Source organism: Pandoraea horticolens, assembly GCF_902459555.1.
GTDB classification, from domain to species: Bacteria; Pseudomonadota; Gammaproteobacteria; order Burkholderiales; family Burkholderiaceae; genus Pandoraea; species Pandoraea horticolens.
Genome location: NZ_CABPSM010000011.1, coordinates 79108 through 102781, shown reverse-complemented (window position 1 = coordinate 102781; position 23674 = coordinate 79108). Strand labels below are relative to the sequence as shown.

Annotated in this window: 23 protein-coding genes; 14 read left to right on the top strand and 9 right to left on the bottom strand. The window is 63.9% G+C overall.

Going from position 1 to position 23674, the window contains the following annotated elements; genetic code table 11:
* Window positions 1-168: 168 nt before the first annotated feature.
* Window positions 169-1989, bottom strand: coding sequence for a biosynthetic-type acetolactate synthase large subunit (gene ilvB / locus PHO31112_RS17975; protein ID WP_150621726.1), 1821 nt, complete (start codon window positions 1987-1989; stop codon window positions 169-171).
* 172 nt (window positions 1990-2161) lie between these two features.
* Between ilvB and PHO31112_RS17970 the strand changes: the two genes are divergently transcribed.
* The 3 genes from PHO31112_RS17970 to trhA all read left to right on the top strand — a co-directional run bounded on the left by PHO31112_RS17970 (window position 2162) and on the right by trhA (window position 4063).
* Entirely contained in the window at window positions 2162-2674 is a 513-nt protein-coding gene (locus tag PHO31112_RS17970) for an Lrp/AsnC family transcriptional regulator (RefSeq protein ID WP_150621725.1), read from the top strand.
* Between the two features lie 158 nt (window positions 2675-2832).
* Entirely contained in the window at window positions 2833-3390 is a 558-nt protein-coding gene (locus PHO31112_RS17965) for a peroxiredoxin (protein ID WP_150621724.1), read from the top strand.
* Window positions 3391-3418: 28 nt separating this feature from the next.
* Window positions 3419-4063 carry a PAQR family membrane homeostasis protein TrhA gene (gene trhA / locus PHO31112_RS17960; protein ID WP_150585485.1) on the top strand — a complete coding sequence of 215 codons (645 nt, stop codon included), beginning with the start codon at window positions 3419-3421 and terminating at the stop codon, window positions 4061-4063.
* Here trhA and PHO31112_RS17955 read toward each other — a convergent pair.
* On the bottom strand, window positions 4054-5580 hold the full coding sequence (locus PHO31112_RS17955; RefSeq protein WP_174995772.1) for a sensor histidine kinase: 1527 nt from the start codon (window positions 5578-5580) through the stop codon (window positions 4054-4056). The two genes, trhA and PHO31112_RS17955, sit on opposite strands and share 10 nt — an antisense overlap.
* A 385-nt stretch (window positions 5581-5965) precedes the next feature.
* Here PHO31112_RS17955 and PHO31112_RS17950 point away from each other — a divergent pair, with 385 nt between their 5' ends.
* Window positions 5966-7609 (top strand): methyl-accepting chemotaxis protein, encoded by a 1644-nt coding sequence (locus PHO31112_RS17950; protein ID WP_150621722.1) that lies wholly within the window; start codon window positions 5966-5968, stop codon window positions 7607-7609.
* Window positions 7610-7762: 153 nt separating this feature from the next.
* On the opposite strand, the gene PHO31112_RS17945 is transcribed toward PHO31112_RS17950, so the two are convergent.
* Window positions 7763-8047, bottom strand: a complete 285-nt coding sequence (locus PHO31112_RS17945) for an acylphosphatase (protein ID WP_150621721.1) — start codon at window positions 8045-8047, stop codon at window positions 7763-7765.
* Window positions 8048-8150: 103 nt separating this feature from the next.
* Window positions 8151-10739 carry a PepSY domain-containing protein gene (locus PHO31112_RS17940; RefSeq protein ID WP_150621720.1) on the bottom strand — a complete coding sequence of 863 codons (2589 nt, stop codon included), beginning with the start codon at window positions 10737-10739 and terminating at the stop codon, window positions 8151-8153.
* Between the two features lie 355 nt (window positions 10740-11094).
* On the opposite strand from PHO31112_RS17940, the gene otsB reads away from it, so the two are divergent.
* The 3 genes from otsB to PHO31112_RS17925 are packed head-to-tail and all read left to right on the top strand — an operon-like array spanning window position 11095 to window position 14179.
* The gene (gene otsB / locus PHO31112_RS17935) at window positions 11095-11916 is read left to right on the top strand and encodes a trehalose-phosphatase (RefSeq protein WP_150621719.1); all 822 of its coding nucleotides are present in this window, start codon (window positions 11095-11097) and stop codon (window positions 11914-11916) included.
* Window positions 11913-13334, top strand: a complete 1422-nt coding sequence (gene otsA, locus PHO31112_RS17930) for an alpha,alpha-trehalose-phosphate synthase (UDP-forming) (protein WP_150621718.1) — start codon at window positions 11913-11915, stop codon at window positions 13332-13334. The genes otsB and otsA overlap by 4 nt, the downstream gene beginning before the upstream one ends.
* A gap of 35 nt (window positions 13335-13369) precedes the next feature.
* The gene (locus PHO31112_RS17925) at window positions 13370-14179 is read left to right on the top strand and encodes a crotonase/enoyl-CoA hydratase family protein (RefSeq protein ID WP_150621717.1); all 810 of its coding nucleotides are present in this window, start codon (window positions 13370-13372) and stop codon (window positions 14177-14179) included.
* A gap of 34 nt (window positions 14180-14213) precedes the next feature.
* Here PHO31112_RS17925 and PHO31112_RS17920 read toward each other — a convergent pair whose 3' ends face one another.
* The 5 genes from PHO31112_RS17920 to mltG form a co-directional block, all read right to left on the bottom strand.
* Window positions 14214-14888, bottom strand: coding sequence for an ankyrin repeat domain-containing protein (locus tag PHO31112_RS17920; protein WP_150621716.1), 675 nt, complete (start codon window positions 14886-14888; stop codon window positions 14214-14216).
* Between the two features lie 49 nt (window positions 14889-14937).
* Window positions 14938-15738, bottom strand: a complete 801-nt coding sequence (locus PHO31112_RS17915) for a TatD family hydrolase (RefSeq protein ID WP_150621715.1) — start codon at window positions 15736-15738, stop codon at window positions 14938-14940.
* Window positions 15739-15767: 29 nt separating this feature from the next.
* Window positions 15768-16808 (bottom strand): DNA polymerase III subunit delta', encoded by a 1041-nt coding sequence (gene holB / locus PHO31112_RS17910; RefSeq protein ID WP_150621714.1) that lies wholly within the window; start codon window positions 16806-16808, stop codon window positions 15768-15770.
* A 153-nt stretch (window positions 16809-16961) separates the two neighbouring features.
* Entirely contained in the window at window positions 16962-17624 is a 663-nt protein-coding gene (gene tmk / locus PHO31112_RS17905; protein WP_150621713.1) for a dTMP kinase, read from the bottom strand.
* Entirely contained in the window at window positions 17621-18616 is a 996-nt protein-coding gene (gene mltG / locus PHO31112_RS17900) for an endolytic transglycosylase MltG (protein ID WP_150621712.1), read from the bottom strand. The genes tmk and mltG overlap by 4 nt, the downstream gene beginning before the upstream one ends.
* 187 nt (window positions 18617-18803) lie before the next feature.
* Between mltG and ygfZ the strand changes: the two genes are divergently transcribed.
* The 7 genes from ygfZ (at window position 18804) to PHO31112_RS17865 (ending at window position 23670) form a co-directional block, all read left to right on the top strand.
* A complete protein-coding gene (ygfZ, locus tag PHO31112_RS17895) occupies window positions 18804-19919 on the top strand; it encodes a CAF17-like 4Fe-4S cluster assembly/insertion protein YgfZ (RefSeq protein ID WP_150621711.1) in 1116 nt (371 codons plus the stop codon).
* Window positions 19920-19941: 22 nt separating this feature from the next.
* Complete coding sequence (locus PHO31112_RS17890) at window positions 19942-20247, top strand: DUF4936 family protein (protein WP_150621710.1); 306 nt, start codon at window positions 19942-19944, stop codon at window positions 20245-20247.
* Window positions 20238-21068: an NRDE family protein gene (locus PHO31112_RS17885; RefSeq protein ID WP_150621709.1), complete on the top strand. Its 831-nt coding sequence runs from the start codon at window positions 20238-20240 to the stop codon at window positions 21066-21068. Before PHO31112_RS17890 ends, PHO31112_RS17885 begins: the two co-directional genes overlap by 10 nt.
* Before the next feature lie 383 nt (window positions 21069-21451).
* Window positions 21452-22291 carry a beta-ketoacyl synthase chain length factor gene (locus tag PHO31112_RS17880; RefSeq protein ID WP_150621708.1) on the top strand — a complete coding sequence of 280 codons (840 nt, stop codon included), beginning with the start codon at window positions 21452-21454 and terminating at the stop codon, window positions 22289-22291.
* Window positions 22278-23147, top strand: a complete 870-nt coding sequence (locus PHO31112_RS17875; protein ID WP_174995771.1) for a lysophospholipid acyltransferase family protein — start codon at window positions 22278-22280, stop codon at window positions 23145-23147. The genes PHO31112_RS17880 and PHO31112_RS17875 overlap by 14 nt, the downstream gene beginning before the upstream one ends.
* Window positions 23128-23391, top strand: coding sequence for a phosphopantetheine-binding protein (locus PHO31112_RS17870; protein WP_150621706.1), 264 nt, complete (start codon window positions 23128-23130; stop codon window positions 23389-23391). Before PHO31112_RS17875 ends, PHO31112_RS17870 begins: the two co-directional genes overlap by 20 nt.
* 33 nt (window positions 23392-23424) lie before the next feature.
* Window positions 23425-23670 carry an acyl carrier protein gene (locus PHO31112_RS17865; protein WP_150621832.1) on the top strand — a complete coding sequence of 82 codons (246 nt, stop codon included), beginning with the start codon at window positions 23425-23427 and terminating at the stop codon, window positions 23668-23670.
* The last annotated feature ends 4 nt before the right edge of the window (window positions 23671-23674 follow it).

The window sequence follows — 23674 nt, the reverse complement described above, 5'->3', positions numbered from 1 at the left end:
AAGAGCGCAATGATACTCCTCGACGCTCCCAAAGCGAAAAAAACCCGCCGAAGCGGGTGGTGTCGTTGCGATCTCGCGACGTGCCGCGCAATTCTCATATTACGAGAATGCAAACCATACCGGAGCAACGCCCTATTTCCACCGTTGTCCGGCCCGGTTGACGGGACCTCAGAACGCCCCTGCCGCGATGGGTCCGGCGGCTTGTCCGGGACCGAAAACCACGTCGCGGTAGGTCTTGCCCGCAGGAATCATCGGGTAGACGTCATCTTCGCGAGCGACGAGGACATCCAGCAGGTAGGGCTCGCTCGGGTCTTCCAGCATACGCGCGAGCGCGGCGGGCAATTCCTCCGCTCGGGTGACGCGCGCCCCCGCCACGCCGTAACCAGCGGCAATGGTGACGAAGTCCGGATACGGCCGTCCATCGTTAGCGCCCTCAGGCGCGTTCGGGTCAACCAGCGACGACGCCACACGATTGCGCGCGTAGATCATGTCCTGCCATTGCCGGACCATGCCCAGCCACTGGTTGTTGATGACCAGCACCTTGACGCCCACCCCGTACCGGCGGCACGTCGACAGCTCGTTCACAGACATATTGAGGCTGCCGTCCCCATCAATGTCGACCACCGGCACGTCAGGCAACGCCACCTTCGCGCCGATGGCTGCAGGCAGACCGAAGCCCATCGTGCCAAAGCCCGCGCTCGACAAGAAGGTGCGCGGCTGGCGAAGCCGCAGGTGTTGCATCGCCCACATCTGATGCTGCCCAACCCCTGTGGTCACGACCGCCTCCGGCGGCAGCAGCGCCGCCAGCGCCGTGATGACGTCGACGCCGGTCAGCACGCTCGCCTCGCCGGCTGCGACCGGCTGGGCCACGCGTAGCGGATGCGTCTCGCGGCGCTCGCGCAGGTAGGCGTGCCAGTCCGGCACGCCGAGACGCTTCGCATACGCCAGCAGGCCGGAAAAAGCGTCGCGCAGATCCGCATGCACGCCGAGCGTGACGGGCTTGTTCTTGCCGATTTCGGCGGCGTCGACATCGACATGGACGATCTTTGCGTGGCGGGCGAACGACGACGGGTCGCCGATCACGCGGTCGTCGAAGCGTACACCGAGCGCCAGCACGAGATCCGCTTCGTTCACCGCAACGTTGGCCGCGTAGGCCCCGTGCATGCCGAGCGGGCCGAGCAGCAGCGGGTGGTCGTCCGGCATGGCGCCGAGGCCCATCATGGTGAGCGCCACCGGGCAATCGAGCGCTTCGGCCAACGCCACAAGCCGCGTCCCGGTGCCCGAGGCGATCACGCCCCCTCCGGCATAGATCACGGGGCGCTCGCTTCTGGCCAGCAGGGCGGCGATCCGCTGAGCGGTCTCTTCGCTCATTCCGGCCGGCACCGGTGCCGTGAAACGCTTATCGGTCGGCTGGTCGGGGCGCGCCTGTTGAATGTCTTTCGGGAAATCGAGCAGAACGGGGCCGGGACGGCCTGCCAGCGCGCACGCCGCCGCTTCACGCAGCGCGGCGGGAATGTCGCGCGGCTCGCGCACCTGCCGGGCGAGCTTGGTGACGGGCTTGGTGATGGCGACGATGTCCACTTCCTGAAACGCGTTCTTGCCGAGCCAGTGCGTGGCGACATTCCCGGTGATGGCGAGGACCGGCACGGAGTCGCTTGCGGCATCGGCAATCCCGGTCACCAGATTCGTGGCGCCGGGCCCGGAGGTCGCCAGACAAACACCCAGCTTACCGGTGGCCCGAGCATAGCCTTGCGCGCCGAAGACCGAGCCCTGTTCGTGCTCGGTGCGTACCAGGGTGATCGCCACGCGCGAGAGCGCGTCAAGCATCTCGAGGTTGGCTCCGCCCGGATAGCAGAACACCGTATCGACGCCAATCTCGACCAGCGTGCGCGCAATGAGGTCTGCGCCTTTGGCAGACAACGGGGCAACGGGCTGGGCGACAGCACCGGTCGCGGCTTCGGCAGCGGGCAACGTCAGATCGAGTTTCATGGGTACGTGATTTCCTGCGGATTCCGTCGAACGAGGGCGGATTGTTGCGGCAAATATGCCTAATGAGCATCAAGCATACGGCGATCAGCCGGTAAATGCTTCGCGTATCGTTGACAAAACTCCGTTGTTTTCACATGATTCATTCACGCGAAAAGCAATTTAGGAATCAATCATGCAACTTGACGAATTCGACGAGAAAATTCTCGCAATCCTTCAGGTGGATGCATCGCTCTCGGCCGCCCAAATCGGCGAGCGCATCGGCCTGTCTCAATCCCAATGTTGGCGCCGCATCGACCGGCTCGATGCCGAGGGCGTCATCGAGCGGCGTGTCGCGCTGGTCGATCGCAAGAAGGTCGGGCTGAACGTGATGCTCTTCGCGCATGTGAAGCTCGCGGGCCACAACCGCAACGCGCTGCCGGAGTTCTCGAAGGCGATCCAGGAATTCCCCGAAGTTCTCGAATGCCATGTGCTGATGGGCAACGTCGACTTTCTGCTGCGTATTGTCACGCGCGATGTCGAGGCTTACGAGCGTTTCTTCTTCGAGCGGCTTTCACAATTGCCGATGGTCCAGGAGGTCAACTCGATGATCGCGCTCTCTCAGATCAAGTCGACGACCGTCCTGCCTATCGGTGACGCCCCTCCGCATATTGTCGGGATTGCCGGATCTTCCTCCGGCACTTCATGACATCATGCTGACAGAGGAATGTCACGAAACTGTCAGTAGACTGACGGCCACTCGACGGAAGGGGGCACCACGCTACCGGCATCGTCGGAAACGCTGGCGCACGTTGGACAGCGCCCTCGCAAGCCTCTATCCTTAAGCATCCACTTCGGGAGCCTTGCATGAAACGTTGGTTCGGATTCACTGCCGCAGCCGCCATTATCGGTGTGACGGCCTGGTGCTTCATCCCCGCGCATGCCGCTCTGAAAAACGGCACCCAAGCCCCCGAGTTCTCCGCTCAGGCATCGCTCGGCGGCAAAGTATTCACCTTCTCGCTGGCCGACACGCTCAAGAACGGCCCCGTCGTGCTGTACTTCTATCCTGCGGCGTTCACCCAAGGCTGCACGATCGAAGCCTACGACTTTGCCGAAGCGACCGACAAGTTCAAGGAGATGGGCGCGACGGTCATCGGCGTCTCGCACGACAACATCGACACACTCAACAAATTCTCCGTGTCCGAGTGCCGCAGCAAGTTTGCCGTGGCGGCCGATACCGACCAGCACATCATGCGCGCCTATGACGCAGTGCTCTCGCTCAAACCCGATTACGCCAATCGCGTCTCGTATGTCATTGCCCCCGACGGCAAGGTGATCTACAGCTACGTCAGCCTCGATCCGGACAAGCACGTCGCCAACACCATGGAAGCCGTCCGCAAGTGGCGTGCCGCGCACCCTGCATGATCGCAGTCGAATCACAGGATGACGCAGCATGAAAGCCCTGACACGTGCACAAACCCGAAGTGAAGAACTCGCCAATAGCGCCAGTCACGGCGTTGCCTGTCTGGCGGCTCTCGCAGCGATCCCTTTCCTCTTCACGGCAGTCCGCCCCCCCATGCCAAGCACGGTGCAGCAGATCGGCATCGGCGTATTTGCGGTCACGATGGTAGTCGTCTATCTGGCCTCCGCGTTGTATCACGGGCTGCCCGACGGCCGCGCGAAGCAGTTGTTCATGCGGGTCGATCATTGCGCCATCTTTCTTTTCATTGCCGGGACGTACACTCCCTTCACTATCAAGATCCTCCACGACCCGTGGGGCTGGCCACTGCTGACCGGCGTATGGGTGATGGCCATTGCCGGGTTGATCGCAAAGACGCTCGGCCTGCTGGATCGGCCGCTCGTCTCCACCCTGATCTACATCAGTCTGGGCTGGATGGCCGTGCTGGTCGCCGGCCCGGTGCTCGCCGCCATCCCGGGCCCCGGTGCGGGATGGCTCTACGCAGGCGGTGTCGCCTACACCGTCGGCGCCATCTTCTATTCACTCGACGGCCATATCAAGTTCGGGCACCTCGTCTGGCATCTGTTCGCCGTTGGCGGCACTGCCTGCCACTATCTCGCCGTCTGCCGCTATCTGTAATCACCGGGTGCGATCCGGCAGTCCGCCAGCTTCTCGGATAGCCGGTCGCATCGCGCGGTCAACGCCGGATCCCCGAACATCCGGCACGCTCCGCGCATGCGATGCAGCAACGCCTGCGCCGCATCGAGATCGGCTGGACGACGCCTGGCGATCAACCGGCGAAAGCGCGCAAGATCCTTGGCCATTTCCTCGCGCATCATGCGTCGCGCGTAGGGATCGTCCACCAGCGACGGCCGTGTCGCTTTCGGATGCTCAGCCGTACCGCCCGGCGCAATCTCCCCAGTTCCCTCCCCCCGTTCTACCCCCTCGATACCGGGGCATGGCCACCGCACCGCCAGCGTTTGAGAGAGCCGCTGCCGCGACACCGGTTTCGTCAGGACATCGTCAATGCCAGCCTCCCGGGCTGCCCGTGCCCCAACCACCGACCCGGTCACCGCAAATACTACGGGTGCCCGGCGGCGAAGCACCGGGGCCAGTGCTCGGAGGGTTTTCGCCAGTGTCAGACCGCACGCACCGCCGAGTTGCACATCGGTGAGCACCACGTCGATATCATGTGAAATCCATTGCAGCAGCGCCTCGGTGATATCTTCCGCGCGCTCGACGACACACCCGAGCGACATCAATTGATCCGCGAGGATGGCGCGATTCATGACGTGATCGTCGACCACCAGCGCGCGCAGTCCAGAGCGCACGTCCACACGGGCGACAGGTACGTCCCGAACCGATGGCGATGGCGCGGCCGCATCGTCCGCGCCAACCGCAGGCATCGAGCACGGCATCGCAAATGGCACGGTTAGCCGAAACCTCGCCCCCGACGCCGACGGTTCAACGCACAACGAGCCCCCCATGCGCTGCGCCCACTGTTGCGCGATCCACAGCCCCAACCCCGTCCCCGACACCGAGCGATCCGCTCGCGCAAACGCCGCGAAAACTGCACTTTCCATGCCAGCAGGAATGCCAGGCCCGGAGTCGTTGACGAAGATCGTCAATTGCCCCGAACGCTCGCCTCTTCGCTGCCCGATCTCAGCAGAATCGCGCCGAGTCGCCGCATGCGCATGCGCATGCGCTGGCGTGGCATCCCACGAGACTCTGACCGCAACGCCACCGCAAACGGTGTATTTCAGCGCATTGTCGAGCAGCGTTCGCAACATCTGACGCAGGCGAGCGGCATCGCCCCACATCATGACGGGCACGTCGTCTGCGATGTGGCACCCCAGCACGAGTCCTTTGGCATGCGCGGCACCCGCAAACGCGTCGACCTCCTCGTCGAGGCACGCACGCACTTCGAAAACGCGCTCATGCAGTGGCAGATGCGTGGCCTCGCCCTGCCCCAATTGCAGCACATCGTCTACAGCGCCCGCCACCACGCCGAGCATGCTGCGCATGGCGCCAAGTCGTTCGCTGGGAGCAATCGCCCCGGCTTCGCCCCCCATGCCGCCATCGACACCGCTGCAAAGCGCATCGAGATGCCCTTGCAACACTTGGAGCGGGGCCCGCAACTCGTGCACCAGCGCCATTCGAAAAATGCTGACGTCCTGTCGGTCGCCCCTTACATATCCTTGCGCTCCATCGGGTTCATACCGTCCGGGATCGGCGCCACCGCACCGGGAATTGAATTTATCGAAATTCATCGCGTCGTTGACGCCTCATCACGAATCACGCGCTTCGGCGTACTGAAGAACTGCAGGAGCCTTTAAGTCTGGCCTTTTGCAAGGCGCTTGCGACTGCGCAAATTCCGATCTTCTTTTGCGGACGTCACACTTTCGGAATCGCCCGAGCCGAATAACTCAAGTTCCGTCTCTCATCTGCCGATAATGCCTATGACCCGTCTTGCACTCTCTAACTGGCGGGGAGGCCGCACGCTCTCACTCCGCGCCCTGGGCATTCAATCCATCAATCCATATGTATAAGAACATTACGATTCGGACCAGCCTGACACTCGTCCTAGGTTTGCTTGGTGCACTACTCGTCCTCGTCAGCGTTCTGGGCCTTCAGGCACTGAGTTCCAGCAATGAATCCCTGAGCAAGATGGCTACGGAAGATACCCCCGCCCTGGCCGAACTCAAGGGCACTGGCGAGCAGATTCTGCGGACTCGTCTGTCAATGGCGACCTACGCTTCGTATGTCAGCCTCGGGGCAAATCAGGAAGAGTCGGAAAAAGTGCTTAACCGGGGCAACCAGTACGTCGCCGCTTCGCACGCGCTCTGGAGCGATTATCTGAAACGTCCCAAAGAAGATGCGCACGAAGCGGAGTTGGCCAAGACGGCCGACGAAAAGCGCCGGACCTTTTTCGATAAAGTCGTGACACCGGCACTCAACGCGCTCAAGCAAGGCGATGTGGCCGGGTTCCACCAGATTCAGGCACGCGTTGCGCCGTCGGCGTACGCCGCCCTGGATTCGGCCCTGCGTGAGCTGCAGGACATTCAGGTTGCCCGTCAGAAGGCCCGATTCGACGCGGCTCAGCAGCGCTACAACGTCATGCGCGTTGCGATGGGGGCCACGCTGATCATTGCTCTGCTCCTCGCACTGTGGGGCCGGGCAATGCTCGCGCGTGCCGTGCTGCGGCCGATCCGCGAAGTCATCTCCCATTTCGAGCGCATCGCCGCAGGCGATCTGAGTCAGCGAGTCGAACAGCACACGCGTAACGAGATGGGCCAACTCTTCGGCGCCCTCGGCCGGATGCGCGATGGGCTCGCGAGCACGGTCGGCACCGTGCGCGAAAGCACGGAAGCTATTCACACCAGCGCCCGCGAGATTGCCGACGGCAACGCCAACCTCTCGCAACGTACCGAATCGCAGGCGTCGTCGCTGGAGCAAACGGCGGCGAGCATGGAAGAACTGACGGCCGTCGTCAAACAGAACGCCGAAAACGCCCGTGCCGCCAGCCAGTTGGCCGTCACGGCGTCGGATACCGCTGCGCGCGGTGGCGACGTCGTACAGGAAGTCGTGACGACAATGCGCGATATCGCGCAAGCCTCGCAGAAAGTCACCGATATCCTGACGGTCATCGACGGCATCGCTTTCCAGACGAACATTCTGGCGCTCAATGCCGCCGTCGAAGCCGCGCGTGCCGGCGAACAGGGCCGCGGCTTCGCCGTGGTCGCGGGCGAAGTGCGCACGTTGGCACAGCGCAGCGCGTCGGCCGCCAAGGAAATCAAGGGATTGATCGAGACTTCGGGCAACCGCGTCGAGACCGGTACCCGTCTGGTCGAGCGCGCCGGCGCCACGATGGTGGAAGTCGTGCAATCGGTCAAACGCGTCACCGACATCATGGGAGAGATTTCGGCCGCCAGCATCGAGCAGTCAAGCGGCATCGAGCAGGTCAACCGGGCCGTGACGCAAATGGACGAGATGACGCAGCAGAATGCCGCACTCGTGGAAGAAGCGTCTGCCGCGGCGGCAGCACTCGAGACACAGGCAGCTCGCCTGCGCGAGTCAGTGGCCCTGTTCCGTCTGTCGGCTCACGAAGCCGCCCATTCGCACGCGGGCGGCGCCGCAAACGCGACGCTCAGCCCAACGCCGGGCACGTTGGCGCTGACCGCTTGATCGCGAAGCCGCCGTCGCCGGCCAACCAGGGCGGTACTTCACTGTTGCGGCCTCAGGCATCCTCCGACAACGCCCCGACGACACGACGGGCGCGTTCCGGGATGCCGAAAGCGCGCTCGGCTTGCGATGCAATGCCGGCACCGCCGCGCCGCTTCAAATGCTCGCGCGTTGCTCGAAGTCCTTCAGTGGCAACTCCGTCACCCACGCCTTATCAATGTCGCAGGACGACACCTGCGCCCCCGGCGGCCCCTGGCGCATCCACTCGCACAACGCCAGCAACTGAGCGGCTTCGCCATGTGCGATGGCCTCGACCGAACCATCGCGACGGTTGCGCACCCACCCGCTGAGTCCGATCCTGCGCGCCTCGACCACGCACGCCGCGCGATAGCCGATTCCCTGAACTCGCCCGTGCACTACGACCTGCCACGTTGCCGTCATTGTCCCCTCCCGCTGCGATCGATGGATGGATGTGCGAGACGATGAAAGAGGGCTCGATCGACATCGAGCCCTGTCATTACGTTAGCACACCACCGAGTCACGTCTAGTAGACGTCGCGGCGATACCGCCCCTGCGCCGACAAGTCGAGCAGGACGTCCACGCCAATCGCGTCGGCCAGTGCGGCATCCACCGCAGGGGCCATGCCAGCGAGGCTGCCGCACACGTAGATCGATGCGCCGTCTGCCACCCAGGCCGCGATGTCTTGCGCCGCCTCGCGGACTCGATCCTGCACGTAAATGCGCTGCGCCTGATCGCGCGAATACACCTGGTCGACGCGGGCAATGCCGCCCTGCGCCTGCCACTGGCGCAAGGTCGTGTCGTGGAAACCGTCATGTGCCGCCTGACGCTCACCGAAAATAAGCCAGTTGTGCGCGTGCCCTTGCGCGATTCGCTCGGCAAGGTGCGCGCGCAGTCCCGCCAGCCCCGTGCCATTGCCGATCAGGATCATGCCGCGCGCGTCTGCCGGACCATGAAAACCGGGGTTCGAGCGCACGCGCATCGCCACGCCTTCACCCAACGCCACGCCATCGGTGAGCCAGCCGGAGCCCAGCCCCAGCGCCCCGTCGGGATGACGCGTCTGGCGCACGAGCAACATCAGCCGGCCTTCGTCCGGTGTCGACGCAATCGAGTATTCACGCTCAGGCAGCGGCGCCAGACGATCCAGCCAGTCCTGCAGATCGATCCCCGCCGGCGGGACGGCATCGGGGATCACGCGCTCGCGCAACGCTTCGCCCAATGTTGCGTCGCGTCCGGCAACACGTACCCGTACGTCGGGAGTCCAGACGCTGCCGGCAAGGAAATGCTCGATACGCACGGCGGTATGACGCGGCAGCACCTCGACCAGATCGCCCGCCACCCATTTGGCGCCCGGCGGCGGCGTGAAGGCCAGATGATAGGCAGGCAACCCGGCGCTGCCCGGATTGAGCAGTTCGCGCTCGGCCAGCGGCCACGACGCAAAACGCGGCCCGTCATCGGCCATCGACGACATCAGCGGACGGCCCAGCCATTCACCAAGCCGTTCCTGCCAGCGTGTCCATGCCCCCGGATCGCCCCGGTCGACTTCGATGGGCTCGAATGCCGCTACCCCCCCCTGCGCCCGTAGCCAGCCGTCGAGCTTGCGCCCGAATCCGCAGAATCGGTCGTAATGGCTGTCGCCCAGCGAGAGCATTGCGAAACGCAGCGTCGGCAGCGCCATCGCCTGATTCATCAATTGCTGCGCAAACCGGCGCGCGCTGTCGGGTGGCTCGCCGTCGCCAAACGTGCTGACGATGAACAACGCCCGCTTGGCCGTGCCCAGTTGTGCCTGACCAATACGGGCGAGCGGCTGAATCTGCGCCGGCACACCTGCCCCCTGCAACATGCCCGCCGTCTGCCATGCGAGGCCCTCGGCCACCCCGCTCTGGCTTGCGTAGCCGATCAGCACCCCCTCTTCGGCAAGCGACGCGCCCACCGGTGCCTGCGGGCCGTGTTTCACCGCGACCGGGCGCGACGCCGCCAATGCACGCTTCTTCTTGCGACGGTCGAGATAAAGCATCCAGCCCGTGACAAAGAACACCGGCATCATCAGGCTCGAGAACATCATCACGATGATGCCGGCCTGCCCGAAGAAGCTGCCGCGATGCAACGCATAGATACTTGTCATCAACTGGCCGCCCGTCGTTTTTTCCGCGTAACGGTCTTCGTTGCGAATCTCGCCGGAGGCCCCGTCAACGTCCATGCGGCTGAACGCCCGCTCATGCGACGCCGACTTGTCCAGCCACGTCACCTGAAACGATCCGCCGGGCTTTTGCGCCGGGCGCAGATAAACCTTCGTAAAGTCCGGCACGCGGGCGGTAAAACTGCGCCACACTGTGTCCATGCCGTCTGTCGACGTCGAGGCCAGATCAGGCAGCGCTGCCTTCTTGCCCTCGCCCTTCCTGGCCATCTTCGGCTGGGCTGCCGGCTTGTTGCGCACGGGTTGTGGCACGCCGGCCATCGAGAACAGCATGCCGCGCCACCAATCGTACGACCAGTAGAGTCCCGTCGTGGCCGACAGCAGATACGGCACCAGCACCACCGTGCCAATCACCGCGTGCAGATTCCAGAGAAACGGCCGCCCGCGCTTCTTGAAGTCGATATGGAGCCAGACGCGCCAGTTGCCGATCCGGCGCGGCCAGCGTAGATAGAGCCCGCTCAGCGCCAACAGGAACAGCAACAGCGTGGCCGCCGCCGTGATCTGCTTGCCGATTCCGTCCACGGTCAGGAAACGGTGAACATCCATGATGAAGCGAAAGACGATATCGGCCTGCGAGCGGCCAAGCATTTGCCCGGTATAGGGGTCGACGAAGTACGTCTCGCCGCGCGTCCCGTCGCCAATCGACAGCCGTACGCCAACAGCGTCTTCTGGCGCGCGCGTCACGGTCACGAGCAAAATACGCCGGTCGGGCACCGCAACGTGCACCCGCGCGATCAGCTCGGGAATAGGCAGCGGTGGCGTGTCGCGCACCGCCACGGTCATCACGCCCGGACTGAAAGCCCGGGTAAGCTCTTCGTAATAAGAAAGCAGCGCGCCGGTGAAACCGACCACTGCCAGCACCAGTCCGGCGGTAATGCCAAAGAACCAGTGCAACTGAAACCACAGTCTTTTCGTCATTGTTATCGTCCAACGCACGTCCGTGCGCCGGCGGTGGCGCGTGCGTGGCAGGTGTGCCGTGCCGCAATCCCCGATGGACCACTTTGCGGCAATTACGGAATGTTATTGCAAACGATTCTCATATTCAATATCTGATTGCCTTTCCCTGCCTTGTAGGCCCCATCCGACAGGAATTTCATAGAAAGGACGACCCCCCGTCGCTTTTTGAACGATTAGGATGAATTTGTCGGCGCGGATGTCCGCGCTCCCGCCCACCGAACCGCCGCAAGTCACGTCCCGGCCACATTCCCCCTGCGCCCGCCGCACGGCCCCGGATACGACTTCTCGACCTGCGGCACGACAGCGACGGAGTGCCATGCAACCCTTAGTGTCTTCGCTTTACGCCCCACCGACGACGACACCGGCCGACACTTGCGATGTCGACGTTGCCACGGTGGCATTTTTTTTCGATCTCGACGGCACGCTGGCGCCGCTGGCCCCCCGTCCCGATGCGGTCCGGCTGCCGCGTGACACCGCTAGCGCGCTGGCTCGCCTGCTTGAGCGTACGCACGGCGCCATCGCGGTTGTCTCCGGGCGTGCCATCGACGAGATCGACGGCTTGCTCGCCCCGCTGCGCGTGGCTGCTGCCGGTCTGCACGGTGCCGAAATCCGTCATGCCGACGGGGAACTGATCCGGGCCGAGGGTCACGCTATCGACACGGTCCTGATCGCGGAGATGGTCTCGCCGCTCCATGCGCTCGTCGCCCAACATCCCGGTCTGTTGCTGGAAAACAAAGGCGGCGCGCTTGCACTGCATTACCGCGGTGCACCCGAGTTGGCGGGCTTGGCACGCGATGCGATGCGCGCACTGGCCAATCTGCACGCCGAGCGCTTCGTGCTGCAACCCGGCAAGTTTGTCTTCGAATTGCGGCCGCGCCACGTCAGCAAGGGCCGCGCTATCACCACGCTACTGAAGGAGGTCCCATTCGCCGGGCGAACGCCGCTGTTTGCCGGCGACGATCTGACCGACGAGGCCGGATTTGCAGACGTGAATGCGCTGGGTGGCATCACGATCAAGATCGGTGAGGGAGAGACTTGCGCCCATCACCGGTTGCCGTCGCCGGAAGCGCTCACGGCTTGGCTGCTGACATTGCGCCACGCTTCCCCGCGCCAACCCTCACAGGAGAATGGAGTATGAGTCGCTTAGTCATCGTGTCGAACCGGGTTGCCCCGATCACCGAAGGCAAACCTACCGCCGGCGGTCTGGCCATCGGCGTGTTCGACGCACTCAAGGACACCGGAGGTATGTGGTTCGGCTGGAACGGAGAAATCAACGCCGAGCCGGCGAGCGCGCCCGAGATCGCTCATCGCAACAACGTCACCTTCGCCACGGTGCCGCTCACGCGCCGCGACTACAACACGTACTACCGCGGCTTTTCGAACGCGACCCTGTGGCCGACGTTTCACTATCGCGACGACCTCGCGCGCTATCAGCGTGACGACTACAACGGCTACCGGCATGTCAACGCGCGCTTCGCCGCGTTGCTCGCGCCACTGCTCGAGCATGACGATCTGATCTGGGTTCACGATTACCATTTGCTACCGTTCGCGCAAGTCTGCCGTCACATCGGCTTGAAGCAGCGGCTCGGCTTCTTCCTGCATATCCCGTTTCCATCGCCGCAAGTGCTCATGACCGTGCCGCCGCACGACGCCCTGGTGCGCGCGATGTGCGAATACGATCTCGTCGGCTTCCAGACCGAAACCGACCGCACGGCCTTCACCGATTACCTGGTTCGGCATGCCGGGGGCACGCTGCACGACGATGGCACAGTCACCGCCTACGACCGAACGCTGCTCACCGGCGTCTATCCGATTGGCGTGTATCCCGACGAGATTCAACAGCAGGCAACCGCCCGCGCCACGGTCAAACACATCCTCGATCTGAAGCAAGGATTGCAGGAACGCAAGCTCATCATGAGCGTGGATCGTCTGGACTACTCTAAGGGGATGCTGGAACGATTTCGTGCCTTCGAGCGCTTGCTGGAGCTGTGGCCGAACCAGCAAGGGACGGTGAGCTTCGTACAGGTCGCGCCGCCGAGCCGCTCGGACGTGGCTGGATATGGCGAGATCCGGCGTCAGTTGGAGACCGAGGCGGGCCATATCAACGGCCGCTTCTCGGATCTGGCCTGGACACCGCTTCGCTACATCAACAAACGTTACGATCACGAGGTGCTGATGTCGTTTTTCCGCGCCTCGCAAGTGGGCTATGTCACGCCGTTGCGCGACGGCATGAATCTCGTGGCGAAGGAGTATGTTGCCTCGCAAGACCCTGCGGACCCTGGCGTGCTGGTGCTGTCATGCTTCGCGGGCGCTGCGCAGGAACTGGACGGCGCGTTGATCGTGAATCCGTACGATATCGACGGAATGGCCGAGGCGCTGCGCACCGCGCTGAACATGTCGCTGTCCGAGCGGCAAGCGCGCCACGCCACCATGATGCTGACGTTGCGCGAGCATAATCTGTCGACGTGGCGCGACCGCTTCATCGCCGACCTTCGTGCGCCGAAAGGCACCGTCAAACCGGCCCTGTTGCGCCGCCCCCAACCGGCTGTGGCCTGACGAAGGAGGCAGCCCCCGCCGCGAGGAGACATGCCATGCACCCACTTACCCCCTCGCCGAGCCCCCCGTGCGTCGAAGTCGAGACCGGGGGGCCCGTGACCATCATCACGCTCGCGCGCACGGCACGACGCAATGCGGTTGACCGCCACATGGCCGCTGCACTGCGTGACGCCTTGCTGGCCTTCGAGCAGGACGACAGCGCCAGCGTCGCCGTGCTGTGTGGCAAGGGCGCGTCGTTCTGCTCAGGCGCCGACCTCTCGGCGTTCGACGACCCCGAACGCCGCAACGAGGTCACGCCCGATGGAAGCGGCGACGGCCCGATGGGACTCACGCGCCGGCATCTGGACAAGCCTGTGATTGCGGCCGTCAGCGGTCACGCCGTGGCGGGCGGATTGGAACTGGCGCTGTGGTGCGACCTGCGGGTGGCAGACGACTCGGCAACGTTCGGCGTCTTCTGCCGGCGCTTCGGCGTGCCACTCATCGACGGCGGCACGGTGCGTCTGCCCAGACTGATCGGCATGAGCCGTGCGCTCGACATGATCCTCACGGGACGCGCTGTCGGCGCACAGGAAGCCTACGAAATCGGACTGGTGAACCGGCTGGTGCCGGAAGGCATGGCACGCCAGGGCGCGCTCGCGCTGGCGCAACAACTCGCCGCGCTGCCGCAAGGCGCGCTGCGCGCCGACCGCAGGGCAGCTTACGCGCAATGGGATATGTCGCTGGAAGCGGCGCTGCGCCAGGAGGGCGCTGCCGGACATGTGGTGGTGTTCTCCGAGGGCATCGCCGGCGCCCGCGAATTTCTCGGCGGCGTCGGCCGCCACGGTGCGCCGCGCGACAAGCCGTAACCGGCTGTGCCGCTGCGGCGGCGCCCCGGTCGTCTTACTTACCTGCCGGACGCGACTGCTGCACCTGTTCAAGGCGCTTGCGCAGACCGTCCGCGATTTCTTTCTGGTTCGCCTGCGTGGCAAAGTCGATGGCCGACAAACCGATCTGGTTCTTCAGGCGCACATCCGCCCCGCCATCGAGCAGCACCTTGCATGTCGTGATATGTCCGCCGCGTGCTGCCATCATGAGCGGCGTGGTGCCATTGGGCGACTCGGCATCGACGTAAGCCGAGGCATCGAGCAGGATCTTCACGACGTCGTCATGCCCGTTGGTCGCCGCATAATGCAGCGGGGCCCAGCCCTTCTTGTTGACCTCCGCATCCTTGTCGATCAGCAACTTGACCATCGGCGCGAGGCCTTGCAGCGAGGCAATCATCATGGCGTTCTCGCCTGCCGCGTTGCTGGCGTCGAGATCCGTGCGTTTGTCATCGATCAGCAGGCGCGCAACGTCGACCGACTTCTCGCGCATCGCGATCACCAGCAGCGGATTGCCCTTCTCGTCCGTCGAGTTCGGATCGACACCCGCCTTCAGCGCCTGCGCGACAGCCTTCGTATCGTTGAAGACGACCGCCTTGACCAATGCGGAGTTGGACGTGGCGGCCGTGGCACACGCGGTCAGCCAAAGCACACTGAGTAACATCCAGGCTCGGATCATCGAAAATTTGCGCATCAGGGGGCTCCTGTCGGTAGTCCGTTGAATAACGTTAGGGAAAATTCGGTCAATCGGATGATGCGGGGCAGCGCTTTGCCGTCGCGAACAGGCGGAAAAAGTTCTCCGTCGTCGTATCGGCAATCTTCTGCAAGGGCTCGCCGCGCAAGTCGGCGATGAACTCGGCCACATGGCGCACGTAACCGGGTTGATTGAGCTTGCCGCGATAAGGCACGGGGGCGAGATAGGGTGAATCCGTCTCGATCAGCATGCGCTCGAGTGGCACGCGGCGCGCCACGTCCTGCAAATCGCGCGCGCTTTTGAACGTGACAATGCCCGAGAACGAGATATAGAAATTCTGATCGAGCGCGCCTTGCGCGACGTCCCAACTCTCGGTGAAGCAGTGCATTACCCCTGCGGGCTCGCCCGCCTGCTCTTCGCGCATGATGCGCAGCGTGTCGTCAGCGGCCGAGCGTGTGTGGATGATGAGTGGTTTGCCCGTGGCGCGTGCCGCGCGAATATGCGTGCGGAAGCGCTCGCGCTGCCACTCCATATCCTCGATGCTCCGGCCTTCAAGCCGATAGTAGTCGAGCCCGGTCTCGCCGATGGCGACCACCTTCGGCGTGGCGGCGAGACGCACGAGATCGTCGACGCTCGGCTCCGGCGTGTCTTCGTAATCGGGATGAACCCCCACCGAGGCGTACACGTTCTCGTGCTGCGCCGCGATCTCGAGCACTTGCGGAAGTGTCGGCAAATCGACCGAGACGCACAGGGCGTGGCTCACCTTGTTCTCGCGCATACGCGCGAGCAGGTCGGGCATCTGCTCGGCCAGTTCCGGGAAGTTGATATGACAGTGCGAATCGATGAACATGATGTGCGATCGGTTGCCGGTGGCTTGCATCAAAGCGATGCCGGTCCGCCAAACAACTGTTTGTATTGCAGAAAAAGCGCCTCAAGCAGCACGCGCGTATTGAGCGGGTGATTCTGCACCTGACGCTGCTGCGCAAGCTCACGCAGGAAACCCAGCAGGTGAACGTCGTCCGTCGTGTCGCCGCAGCGGCGCAAGGCCTGCGCATGCCCCGGAAAAAAACGGACGGTGCCGGTCATGCGTTCGGCCAGTACATCGAAGCACCAGCGCTGCAACGTCTCCAGAATGCCCGGCAGGCTGCCCTTGTGCAGTTGTTCGGCACAGGCGAAGGCGTCGATCGCCGCGCCCTGCGCAAGCTGACCGAGCAGCCAGTCGCGCCAGCCGCGCTCCTCCGGCTCTGCCAGTGCCCGCGCCGCGAGCGGCGCTCCACCGGCTTCGGCAAGCACGGCGGCAGCCTTGGCCGCGTCGAGGCCGGTTTCTGCCATGAGCCATCGCGAAGCCTGAGCACCATCCGGGCGCGTGAGCACCAGACGGCGGCAGCGCGACAGAATGGTCGGCAAAAGGCGGTCGGGCTGGGTCGTCACCAGCAGGAAGATGACTCCTTCCGGCGGCTCCTCGAGCGTCTTGAGTAACGCGTTGGCCGCATGCACGTTGAGCGCCTCGGCCGGATACAGCAGCACGACGCGCAGCCCCTGACGGTGCGATCCGATGCTCGCGAAATCGATCACCTCGCGCACCTGCTCGATCTTGATTTCCTTGCTCGGTGTCTTCGTCTTCTTGTCGCCATCCGCCTCGGCGCGGGCCTCGGCCCCCGGCAGAGTATCCGCCAACACCTCAGGGCAGACGCCGCGAAAGTCCGGGTGATTGCCGCTGGCGAGCCACTGGCACGCACCGCAGGTGCCGCACGGCAAATAATCGTCGCGCGGCGATTCGCACAGCAGTGCCTGCGCAAACGTGCGGGCAAGCTCGATCTCGCCAATGCCCGGCACCGCCTGTAACAGCAGCGCGTGCGGCATCTGGGCGCGCAGGTCGTTAAGGCGTGTCCAGTCCTGTGACTGCCACGGATACAGCATGTAGGCTCCTTGGCCGGAAGCGGCGTCTCGGGCGAAACAACACAGCGCTCAGATCATGGGGCAGCGTTGTCCTGTGTGGGCTAAGGATGTGACGATATCCCGCAGGTGTCCCGCTCGTCGATGGAATAAGCGGATTATCGCGCGTCGGCGCGATCAGTGCCCGGGTAACCCCAGACGGGCAAACACGCCCGCGAGCTGACCGGCAATCGCCGCGATACTCTGCGCGGCGTCGATCACGACAAACCGGCCACCCGATTCCCCGGCGCGGCGCAGATACTCTTCACGCACGCGCGTGAAGAACGCCGCCGATTCGCGTTCGAATTTGTCGGGTGCTCTGGCGCCAGCCAGTCGCGCGGCGGCAATCGCCGGATCGAGATCGAACAGGATCGTCAGATCGGGTTGGCGCGCGCCCTGAACCCACCGCTCGAGCGTCGTCAGTTTGTCGATCGACAGACCGCGCCCGCCACCCTGATACGCAAACGTCGCATCGGTGAAGCGGTCGGAGACGACCCAGTCGCCGCGCGCGAGCGCTGGCTCGATCACCTTGACCAGATGCTCCCGCCGTCCGGCGAACATCAGCAGCGCCTCCGTCTCGATATCCATCGGCTCATCGAGCACGAGTTTGCGCAGCGCCTCGCCCAGCGGCGTGCCGCCGGGTTCGCGCGTGGCGACGACGTTGCGTCCCACGCTGGCGAGGCCCTGACGCAGCGTGTCGACAAAGGCGTTGACGTGCGTGCTCTTGCCCGCACCGTCAATGCCCTCGAAAGTCACGAACTTGCCCGGCACCGCTGCCGGGGGCACGGAGGATTGCGTCATTGTTCACCTCGCTGATATTTGTCCACGGCGCGGTTGTGCTCCTGGAGATTCGTCGAGAAATGGCTGGTGCCGTCGCCGCGCGCTACAAAGTACAGCGCATCGGTCGGCGCAGGGTTCAGCGACGCCGCCAGCGACGCCACGCCCGGCAGCGCGATAGGCGTCGGCGGCAGGCCGGCGCGTGTGTATGTGTTGTACGGGGTATCCGTTTGCAGATCGCGCTTGCGCAGACGTCCGGTGTACAGATCGCCCATGCCGTAGATCACCGTCGGATCGGTTTGCAGCAGCATGCGCTTGCGCAGCCGATTGATGAATACCGCCGCGACCTGAGCGCGCTCCACGGCCTGCCCCGTCTCCTTCTCGACAAGCGATGCCATGATAAGCGCTTCGTAGGGTGTCGTATACGGCAGTCCCGGTGCCCGGGCGGCCCACGCCTCGTCCAGACGCTTCTGCATCAGACGGTAGGCCCGCTTGTACACATCGACGTCGCTCGTGCCTTTCGGAAAAAGGTAGGTGTCCGGGAAGAACATGCCCTCGGCTTCGGCCCGGTCTGCGCCCACCAGTTGCATGACGTCGGCATCGGGTAATCCGGCGGTATCGTGACGCAATGCCGGGTTGGCATCGATCTCCGAGCGCATTTTCTTGAAGGTCCAGCCCTCGATGATCGTCACCACGTACTGGTTGACGTCTCCGCGCGCGAGCTTCTCCACCACCTCGATGGGCGTAATACCGGTCGCGAACTCGTAGTTGCCCGACTTGAGCTTCGTTCCCACATCCATGACGCGGGCAAGTAAATTGAACAGCAGCGGGTGGACCGGCACACCGCCGCTGCGTAATTGCGCGGCCACGCTGCGCACCGAACTGTACGGCTTGATCGTGACGTCGAGCGTCGGCTTGCCCAGTTGCAGGGGGGTCTGTGCCCAATAATAGAAAGCGCCGCCCGCCGCCAGCGCGGCGACAATCAACAGGACCAACAGGCGTTTGATGAAAGACATGAATTGCAGGGTAAGCCGTGTAACGACAGCAGCGGGTTCGGGGGGCTCGGTCAGCCGGATTTGCGTAGCAACGACGGTGTCGACGGGCGCGTATTGCGTGTCGAACCGGGCTCGCACATCCCGGCGGAAGACCCAATATAATACTTTGACTTGCCGAACCCTCACAGATTGACAGGCTCTCCCGTTTATGACCTCCCAATGGCGTGATCTTCTGCCCCAAGCGGCAGCCGCTTCCTCCTCCGACGTGCCGTCCGACGCAAGCGCTCGGGCCGCACAGTTCGAGGCGCTGCGAACCGGCAGTTTCGTCTCGCTCGCCAGCGACACCGGCCTCATCGCCGTGAACGGCGCCGATGCGGCACCCTTCCTGCATGGCCAATTAACCAACGACGTTGAGCGTCTTGCCGCTGCGCAGGCGCGTCTGGCCGGTTATTGTTCAGCCAAAGGACGATTGCTCGCTACGTTCCTGATGTGGCGCGACACGTCGGCCGACGCCACGATCTATCTGGCGTGCGACGTCGAGGTCCAAGCGGCCGTGCAGAAACGCCTCTCGATGTTCGTCCTGCGCGCAAAGGCCAAACTGACGGACGGAACCGCAACCCACGTATTGCTTCAAGTCGGTGGCCCCGCCGCCGAGGCCGTATTGGCCAGCACGTTCCCGTCGTTGCCCGCCGCAGCGCTCGGGGCCGCGCACGCGACGCTTGGCGATGCCCCGACCAGCCTGATCCGCCTGCCGGATGCCGGCAAGGCACGCTCGCTCTCGCGCTTCCTGTGGAGCGTGCCGGTGACGCAGGCTGCCGAGGTATGGACAGCGTTGACGCAGGCCGCGGGCCTCACTGTGGTCGCCCCAGCCCTCGCGGCGTGGCTCGACGTGCACAGTGGCGTGGCGCGTGTCACGACAGCGACGCAGGAACAGTTCGTCCCGCAGATGGTGAACTGGGAGGTCGTCGGTGGCGTGAACTTCCGCAAAGGCTGCTACCCAGGGCAGGAAGTGGTCGCGCGCAGTCAGTATCGCGGCACCATCAAGCGGCGCCTGCATCTTGCGCACATGGATGGCGCGCAGCCAGCGCCGGGACAGGAACTGGTCGAGACGAGCGATCCCGGCCAGCCGTGCGGCATGGTGGTACAAGCCGCACCGGCTCCGGACGGTGGCTACGACGCGCTCGTCGAAGTGAAACTGGCCGCGCGCGAGACCGACGACGTTCGGCTTGGCAGTGCCGACGGCCCTGCCCTCGTGTTCACCGAGTTGCCGTACGAGATCGTCGATCCGACGGAAACGCCCGCGTCGTCTGCGACGGCCTCCTGATCCGGCCTCCCAGCGACTGCTCATGGACTGCTACGTCTACTACCGCGTCTCGTCACACAACGCCACCGCCGCGCGTCAGGCCGTTGCGCAACTCTTCGCGCTGACGGCGGCGCGCTTCGGTGCATCGGGACGCCTGCAATGGCGCGCCGACACCTCCGCCAACGACACCGCCGCAGGCACCACGACCTGGATGGAGCGTTACGACAACGTAGGTCCCGCCTTTGTCGCGTCGCTGCCGTCACTGGCGGCCGAGTCGGGACTGACCGCGCTGATCGAGGGCGACCGCCATACCGAGTGCTTCGTCGACGCGCAAACCCCATGTGTCTGATCGTCTTCTCATGGCAACCCGACAGCGACACGCCTCTGGTCCTTCTCGCCAATCGCGATGAATTCTTCGAACGTCCTGCCGAACCGATGCACTGGTGGCACGACCGCCCGGACGTGCTCGCGGGCCGCGACTTACGCGGTGGCGGTACGTGGATGGGCGTCAATCGCACAGGACGTTTTGCGGCGCTCACGAACTTCCGTGACGGCCGCGCCCCGATGGCGCCGAAGGACGCCCCGTCACGCGGCCTGCTGGTCTCGGCCATGCTCGACGCCACATCGTTCGGCGACGATCTGTCGCGCATCGAGCGGCATGCACACGAGTACGCCGGCTTCAATCTGCTCGCGGGAGATTTGCCTGCGGGCGATTTGTTCTGGTTAGGGAATCGGGCCGATCACGTTGGCGGCCATGCATGCATGCCGCATGCGGTCCCCGTCGCTCACGCCATCACGCCGGGCATCCACGGCCTGTCCAACGCCGTACTGGATACGCCCTGGCCGAAACTGATCAGCCGACGCGACGCCCTTGCCAGCGCGCTCTCGCAAAATGCCGACGACGCCACGCTGTTGCAGATCATGCGCGACCCGGCGCAAGCACCGGATGACGCGCTGCCCGAGACTGGCATCTCGCGGGAATGGGAACGCTCGCTGTCGGCGACGTTCATCGCGTCGCCAGCCTACGGAACCCGGTGCACGACGCTGCTTCGTTACCATCGCAACGGCCGCATCGACATGGTGGAAGTGACCGTGACACCAGGCCAATTGCCCAGTGTTTTGTCCGATCGCCGCGAGTTCTCTTTCGTCGCCGACGCCCCGCGCACTTAACCGCGCCCTGCCGCTTGTCCGCCTACCTTCGGCGCATTTCTCAATTTCGGCATTTAAATTGGGATTTCCCCCTTAACCGTCTCCTGCCATGCTCTATAACGTAGTGACAAGCCGTATTCGGCGAAACTGGCACTATGCCCATTCCGATTCCCTGAAAAATTCCTGAAAAACGCTACATTCTTCGTCATACAAACATTGCACCGTCTTACATTTGGCTATAATTGCACGCCAAACTGTCTGGGATGCTATGGAAAGCACGACGCGAAACAGCGTCGGCCTTCTCGCCATATCCTGCCGTTTAAAGTGGTGGCCGAGAAAATGCCTAAGATGGAAATCGCGCGTGGCATAGCAAAGCGGCAATCGCTTCCTTTCCACTAATCGCCATGCCATATAACATCGACGCGCAAAAGATGCGTCGCGCGCCGCAATGGGCTTCGGGGGAAGTCAGCATTGCGGCACCTACGCCAGTACAAGCGATATCCGCGCAAGCGGCAGCGGCTGCATTGGTCAGCCCTGTTGCGTGCTGGAGCCTGCCCGTGCGCCGGTGGGCCTATCGTCAGTCGGACGCCGCTTCGGCCGGCAAGCCGGACGTCGGCGTGATCGACCCCATGCTGCGTCGCCGGCTGAGTCCGCTCGCACGGCTTGCGCTGTCGGCCGCCATGGCTTGCGGCCCGCTCCCGCAAGCCTGCCGCGTGGTGTACGCCTCTCAACACGGTGAAATTCAGCGAACGACGCAAATGCTGGAGGCTCTCGTGCGTCGCGAGCCTCCCTCGCCGACCGCATTCAGCCTGTCGGTGCTCAATGCAACGCCGGGGGTGCTCAGCATTGTGCGCAACGACCATTCCGCCATCAATGCCGTCTCGGCATCCGACGATACGCTCGGCTATGCACTGCTCGACGCGTGGACACAACACCGAGAAATGCCAGACACGCCCTTGCTGGTCATCCATGCCTTCGACGCTCCACCCGCCTGCTATGGCCCGACATCGCGCCAACCCGGCGACAGCGCACACGCCCTCGCGCTTCTGATCGCGTCTGACGCCATGGCACGTCTGACCTGCACGATGCACTTGCCCGCCGGGCGCGACACTTATGCGGAGCACCGCGCGCAAAGCAGCAGTCTGGTCACGTCTCTCATGGGGGGCGGCAGCGACATCTGGCGCGGTGAGCGCCATGACTGGCAATGGGAATGGCAAGAGGAAGCTCCGCATGCGCATCGCTGACATCCTGCGCCGATGCGAGCCGCTTCGCCGTCGGGCGGCGTCCCTATTGCTATGGTCCAGCTTCGCCGTCGGCGGCCTTGCCTTCTCGCTGATCGTATTTCCTGCGCTGCTATTGCTGCCGGTGTCGGTGCGCCACCGCCGTCGTTATGCCATGGCCATGGTGCATCGCTGTTTCGCAGCACTGGTCGCGGCATGCCGCGCGATGGGCGTGATGCGATTCGATATCGAGAATGCCGACAGGCTGCGCCATCTCGGACGCGTTATCGTGATTGCCAATCACCCGTCGTATCTGGACGTCGCAGTGTTGCTCGCGCTCATGCCGCGTGCATGCTGCATCGTCACGAGCCGGCACTGGCGCAACCCGTTCTTCGCCGGCATCGTGCGCGCGGCCGGCTACCTGCGCAACGACGGCGGTCCTTCGCTCGTGAGCGCCAGCGAAGCAACGCTGGCCGATAACGTGCCGCTCATCGTTTTTCCCGAGGGCACGCGCAGCCCGTCGCGAGGACGGCTTGGCAAGTTCTCCCGCGGCTTCGCGCACATCTCGCTGGCCCATGGTTGTCCGATCCTGCCGGTCCTGATCGACTGTGACCCGCCTGCGTATACAAAACAACACCGGTGGTACTCCGTTCCGGTCGTCAAGCCGACGCTGCGCATCCGGGTGCTGGATGCGGCGCTGAGCCCCGGCGTTGCGCTACCGCCCGGCGGCAGCGCTGGCGCACCGGCCTTCCGCCCGGAACCCAGTGCCTGCGGCGAGACGAATGCCGCGCAGATGCCTCTGGCAGCGAGACGTCTTACCACGCTCGCCGAACATTTTTTCATCGATCAGATTTCTCAACATGGCTTCTCTAGAACTTGAGATCAAGCAATTGATCGTCCAGGCACTTGAACTGGAAGACATTGGCGTGGACGACATTCTCGACGACGTCCCCCTGTTTGGCGATGGCCTCGGCCTGGACTCCATCGATGCCCTCGAGCTGGGCATCGCCCTGCGCAAGCGCTTCGGCTTGCAAATCGAATCGAACGATGAGACGGCACGCGCGCAGTTCCGCAGCGTTGCCACCCTGGCACAGTTGTTGCGCGAACGCGGTTGCGCACAGTAAGGAAACTTAGCGATGAGCACCTTGACATTACCCTTGTCCGACGACGAAATCCTGTCCCACTTGCGCACCATCCTGCACGACACCTTCGAGATCGCTCCCGAGCGCATCACATTGCAGGCCCATCTGTTCGAGGAGTTGGATCTCGACAGCATCGACGCCGTAGACCTCGCCATTCAGCTTCAACGCATGACCGGCAAGCGCATCAAGCCCGAAGAATTCAAGAGCGTGCGCACCGTCGAAGACGTGGTGTCTGCGGTACGAACCTTGCTCAACGACTGAGCCT